The sequence below is a fragment of the Corynebacterium sp. HMSC074C11 genome, from assembly GCF_001809455.1.
GTDB lineage: Bacteria > Actinomycetota > Actinomycetes > Mycobacteriales > Mycobacteriaceae > Corynebacterium > Corynebacterium amycolatum.
Window position 1 is genome coordinate 1 of the sequence record NZ_KV797740.1, and the last position, 5,658, is coordinate 5,658.

At 59.0% G+C, this 5,658-nt stretch carries 4 protein-coding genes; 2 read left to right on the forward strand and 2 right to left on the reverse strand.

The window, feature by feature from the left end; genetic code table 11:
- Both HMPREF2614_RS08325 and HMPREF2614_RS08330 read right to left on the reverse strand, forming a co-directional pair.
- Positions 1-826 (reverse strand): class C sortase (locus HMPREF2614_RS08325; protein ID WP_070560662.1); only part of this gene is annotated, 826 nt, incomplete at its 3' end.
- Positions 827-1,028: 202 nt separating this feature from the next.
- Positions 1,029-2,132, reverse strand: a complete 1,104-nt coding sequence (locus HMPREF2614_RS08330) for a DMT family transporter (protein WP_246815693.1) — start codon at positions 2,130-2,132, stop codon at positions 1,029-1,031.
- A gap of 624 nt (positions 2,133-2,756) precedes the next feature.
- On the opposite strand from HMPREF2614_RS08330, the gene HMPREF2614_RS08340 reads away from it, so the two are divergent.
- Positions 2,757-4,022 carry an aspartate kinase gene (locus HMPREF2614_RS08340; protein WP_070560676.1) on the forward strand — a complete coding sequence of 422 codons (1,266 nt, stop codon included), beginning with the start codon at positions 2,757-2,759 and terminating at the stop codon, positions 4,020-4,022.
- Between the two features lie 9 nt (positions 4,023-4,031).
- On the forward strand, positions 4,032-5,072 hold the full coding sequence (locus HMPREF2614_RS08345) for an aspartate-semialdehyde dehydrogenase (protein ID WP_016421884.1): 1,041 nt from the start codon (positions 4,032-4,034) through the stop codon (positions 5,070-5,072).
- Positions 5,073-5,658 lie beyond the last annotated feature (586 nt).

The window sequence follows — 5,658 nt, forward strand, 5'->3', positions numbered from 1 at the left end:
CCCCGCTACGCACTCCGAAACCGGAAGAGCCGTTAATGCCGTAAGGCGTGCACGTAATCAACGTGATCAGGTCTTCTCCGGGGACGCGTCGTAAAGCATCGGTTTCATCCGGCTTTACGACGGCTACGTCGTGGACCTCATACTTCAACTTGTGACCTGCGACTGCGATGTAGAACGCGTCGCCCTTTTTGACCTTGTCGAGGTTGTCCCACAGCGTCGCATTTTGCAGACCCGTATGCGCCGACAGCGACGCGTGACGACCTTCACCCTCGCCCACGCCGCCGACCGGGAAGTCGGTGCCGTAGAGGTGACCGACACCGCGTGAAAGCGACTTTTCCGAAGTGCCGTGGAAAATGGGCAGGTCAGAGTTGATGGACGGGATGACGATGCGGCCGAGCGCGTCGGTCTCGCCAAGCACGTCGAGGTAGTGGCGATAGCGCTGGTACTCCGGGGAAGACTCGTCATCGGAGGTGGTCCAGGCATCGCCCGGATTGACCTCGCCGAGGCTGGCGTTGTACTCGTGGGCCTCGTTCCAGGCGGTGTCCAAGACCTCAGGAGGAGCGGATTTCTCCAGCTTGGAGTACTCATCTGCGGCGCGGGCCTGCAGGAAGTTATTCCACTGCGTTGCGACAACCGGGTACAGCAGCACTCCCAAACCACCAATGATCAGCAGCAAGGCGATGATGGTGTTCGAATTGAGCTTCTTGCCCTTTTGGGGCTTTGCTTTGGTGTTGGTTGCGGCGCTGGCGTTGGTATCGTTTGCGCGTTCGGACTTCCGCTTAGATGTCGGTTTAGATGCCCGCTTGGAATGGGAATGACGCCCCATCGAATCCTACCTTTGGTGACATTGTGCATAGCGGCCACGGGGTCTTTCTCACCAGGGACAGTTCCCGGGCAGGGGATAGCCAGGCCGACAAATCGCTAACGACTTAATAAGTGCAAATACCAATGTAGGTGATGCGGCCCGAGAGGGTTGAACTCTACTCACCGCGCGGCGTTCTGTGTGGTGTCATTCCATGTGATTCCATTCAGTGCGCGGCGGTATCGGTGGAATCTGTGGTGGTGTTTGCGGAGCTTGTGGTGTCGGCGTTTGCGGTGTTTGCATCGGCCTTTGCGGTGCTTGGGGCGCTGGTGGAGGCTGTGGCGGTGGCTTCTGCCGGCCGAGCCGCCAGGGCAATAGTGGCAGAAATCATGGTCGCCAGCGCGATAAACAGCGCCACCCACTGCACACCAACTGCCTGGAAGCGCTCGCCAAGGACGATGTATCCCAAGCTGAAGGCAACAATCGGCTCTACGACGGTCATAGCTGGCAGCGAAGCCTGCAACGGTCCCGCGTTAAAAGCCGCCTGCTGCAGGCCGACGCCAATAACCGCCAGTGCCACCAGCAGCCAGAGTTCCCAGGAGAGCAGGAGCTGGACGAGTCCGCCGTTGACATAGGTATCGACCACCGACTTAGACAGCAGCGCGACGAAGCCGTACAGCCAGCCGGTTGCCGTGCCGAGCAGCAGAGCCTTCGGGTTCTGGCGTAGCACTCCGCGCTGTTTCGTGTCTGAGGTGCTACCTGTGCTGTTGTCGGTGCTGGAGCGGTCTGCGATGGCTGAGCTGTCACTCGTGTTGGAGCCGCTACCTGCGTTGGAGCCGCTACCCGTGCCGGTATTGGGCCACTGAACTGCAGCGGCGTACAGTCCGCAGGTGACCACGCCACCGGCGGCAAGAGCCCATCCCCACAGGTAGGTGGGGATATCGGTGGAGCCGGCAGTCGGCTTGCCGAGCAACACCAGCGTCGCCACCGCAAAAGTAAGCGCTATCGACCAGATCATCTCTGACCGCGAAATCCGCCGACCATTGACCTTCGCCGCCAGTGGGAGCGTGAGCATCAGCTTCATAACCAACAACGGCTGTACCAGGAGCAACGTGCCAAATGCCAACGCTGCGACCTGAAATACATACCCGGCAATCGCCAAAGTCGAGCCTAGCCACCAGCGTGGCAGCTTCAGGGTCTTCGCCACTCCGCGAAGTGTGCTGGTGCCCTCTTCCAGTGTTCCGGAGAGGTTGTGGCGGATGACGGTTCCCCACGCGATGCTGAGCGCGGACAGCAGTGCCAGTATCGCAGCGAGAAGGTCATTGTTCACGTAGGAAATGCTAGGCATGCAACACTTGTCATGTCCACTTCGCAGGGGTTGGGCGGGGCAGTGTTTGGTGCTCGCAGCGTCGTGGGGAGTAGCTGGCGGATTAGCTGACCCGGCCAAGATGCTGACTGAGCCCGGAGCCTGGGAGCCCGGAGTGGAGCTGGCTGAGCCCGGAGCCTGGGAGTTCGGGAGTGGAGCTGGCTGAGCTCGGAGTTCCTGGCACAGTACCGAGAGTTACTGAGCCTGGGAGTTCCTGGCACAGTACCGAGAGTTACTGACCTAGTTTATGTCAGTTTTGACAAGTTTCAGGGCTTATTTTTGTCATAAACTTAATCAGTTTCACATTTGCAGCCCGCTGGCAGCCCGCAGCCGCGCCCGATTCACACCCAACCGACACCCAACCCACAGCCCAAGCACCCCAAACACCCCAGCCGTCACACTCTCAACGCGCAGCCGCGCTCACCCCACGCCCAACCACGACCCCACGCAACCCGCCCCAAAACCCCCACGCAACCCCCACAAGCTACGTTTTGGTAACCCACTATGTAATTACGAATGCAACTCAAGTAAATTGAGTCAATAATAGTTACTTGCATATAGTTGCCTAGTTTTTGGAGGTTGCCGACCATGGCACTGGTTGTGCAGAAGTACGGTGGTTCATCCCTGGAGAGCGCCGAACGCATTCGTCGTGTTGCAGAACGAATTGTGGAAACCAAAAAGCAGGGCAATGACGTCGTGGTTGTCTGCTCGGCAATGGGCGACACCACCGATGAGCTTCTGGACCTCGCTGAGCAGGTCAACCCGGTCCCGCCGGGACGCGAGATGGATATGCTCCTGACCGCCGGTGAGCGTATTTCTAATGCACTGGTCGCTATGGCGATTGCAAGCCTCGGCGCCTCGGCTCGGTCTTTCACCGGTTCACAGGCCGGCGTGATCACCACGGAGCGCCACGGTAACGCCCGCATTGTCGAGGTCACTCCAGGTCGCGTCCGCGAGGCCCTCGATGAGGGCCATATCTGCCTGGTGGCCGGTTTCCAGGGGGTGAACCGCGAGACCAAGGATGTCACTACGCTGGGCCGTGGTGGCTCGGATACCACTGCGGTTGCCCTCGCGGCAGCTCTGGAGGCGGATGTCTGCGAGATTTACTCCGACGTGGACGGCGTGTACACGGCGGATCCGCGCATTGTGCCGGACGCACAGCGTTTGGACAACATTTCCTTCGAGGAGATGCTGGAGATGGCCGCGGTTGGCGCGAAGATTTTGCAGCTGCGAAGTGTCGAATACGCCCGCGCGTTTAATGTTCCGTTGCGTGTGCGTTCGTCGTATAGCAATGAACTTGGCACCCTTGTTGATGGATCGATGGAGGATATCCCTATGGAAGAAGCAGTGTTGACCGGTGTGGCGCATGACCGCTCCGAGGCGAAGGTGACCGTGCTGGGCATTCCGGATGATCCGGGCCAGGCGGCGAAGATGTTCCGCGCGGTTGCGGATGCGGAGATCAACATCGATATGGTGCTGCAGAACGTCTCTACCATCGCGGATAACCGCACTGACATTACTTTCACGTGCCCGCGCGAGGACGCTCCGAAGGCGATGGCGTTGCTGAAGAAGCTGCAGGCTGACAATGACTGGAACGACGTGCTTTACGACGATCACGTGGGCAAGGTCTCCTTGGTCGGTGCTGGCATGAAGTCCCACCCGGGTGTGACTGCGACGTTCTGTGAGGCGCTCGCTGATGAGGGTGTGAATATCGACCTGATTTCCACTTCTGAAATTCGTATCTCGGTGCTGGTTAATGACCAGGATGTCGATAAGTCTGTGAAGGCTCTGCACGACGCTTTCAATCTCGGTGGCGACACCGAGGCTGTTGTTTACGCTGGTACGGGACGTTAAGGAGTTCTTATGACCACGATTGCTGTTGTTGGTGCCACTGGTCAGGTTGGCCGTGTGATGCGCACCCTGTTGGCGGAGCGTAATTTCCCGGCCGATAAGGTTCGTTTCTTCGCTTCTGCTCGTAGTGCGGGCAAGGAGTTGGAGTTCCGCGGCGAGAAGATTGTTGTCGAGGATGTCGCGGCTACTTCGGATGAGGATCTGAAGGGCATTGATGTCGCGGTGTTCTCCGCTGGCGGCACGCTGTCGAAGGAGCAGGCGCCGCGTTTTGCGGCTGCTGGCGCTGTTGTTGTTGATAACTCGTCGGCGTGGCGTAAGGATCCGGAGGTCCCGTTGGTGGTCTCCGAGGTCAACCCGGATGCTTTGCAGGACATCCCGAAGGGCATTGTCGCGAATCCGAATTGCACCACCATGGCCGCGATGCCGGTTCTCAAGCCGCTTCACGACGAGGCCGGGTTGCAGCGTCTGCGTGTGTCCTCCTATCAGGCGGTCTCGGGTTCGGGCCTTGCTGGTGTGAATACTCTGGCTGGCCAGGTGCGCGAGAACGTCGACAACCTGGAGAAGCTGACCACTGATGGTTCGGCTCTGGTTGCGGAGGACTTTGGTCCGTATGTCGCCCCGATTGCTTTCAACGCGCTGCCGGTGGCTGGAAACTTTGTTGATGACGGTTCACTGGAGACTGATGAGGAGCAGAAGCTCCGCAATGAGTCCCGCAAGATTCTGTCTATCCCTGAGCTGGCTGTTGCTGGTACTTGTGTGCGCGTTCCGGTGTTCACTGGCCACACGCTGGTGATTCACGCTGAGTTTGAGAATGCTCTGTCCGTAGAGAAGGCAACCGAACTGCTGGAGTCCGCGCCGGGCGTGAAGGTCGTCGACGTTCCGAATCCGCTTGCCGCCGCTGGTGTGGATGAGTCCCTGGTGGGTCGTATCCGTGTCGATCAGTCGGTTCCGGAGGGGCGTGGCCTGGTGCTGGTTGTCTCTGGCGACAATCTGCGTAAGGGCGCTGCTCTGAATACCATCCAGATTGCGGAGTTGTTGGTCGCTGACCAGTAGTTGAGCGCAGTACTTAAAAGCGCAAAAAGTTAAGCCTCGGCACTTAGCGAACTTCGTGCTCTCAATGGCAACTACTCCCCACTAGTCGGTAACTGATTTCTCAGTCCAACTAATGGGGAGCAGTTCACATTTGTTGCGGTAGGGGGCCTATTTTTTTCTTATTGACGCCCACGCTTTCCGCTTGGCTGCAGCGCCAGCGGAATGTGAGATTGTGCGAGCGCAGTGCTGGGGGGGGGATTGCGTCACGGGAGGCGCCGGCGCCCTATTTGGCGGCGTGAGGATGTGCAGATGTCGCTAGACCGGGAATGCGTGGCCGACGGCGCCGTTTTTGGGGCGCTAGCAGGGGTGAATGTCGCTAGACCGGGAATGCGTTAAAGACACTGATTTGCAGCTCCGCAAAACTGCAGGTCAGGGAATTGTCGCAAAATTCGGAGGCGCGCCTGTGCTGACAGATTCCCGTTCTAGCGACATTTCGACCTTCGAAGTGCAACTTTTCCGACAGTTGGTGCCACGAGTTGCAATAGCGCGAGCATCTCGGCACTGAGAGCCAGGGTGGCTAGGGTGGCCAGGGCGGTGACAGTGGCCA

Bases quoted from the DNA above. Each gene is read 5' to 3' on its own strand.
- HMPREF2614_RS08345 (WP_016421884.1), top strand. From the start codon at position 4,032: ATGACCACGATTGCTGTTGTTGGTGCCACTGGTCAGGTTGGCCGTGTG.
- HMPREF2614_RS08340 (WP_070560676.1), top strand. From the start codon at position 2,757: ATGGCACTGGTTGTGCAGAAGTACGGTGGTTCATCCCTGGAGAGCGCC.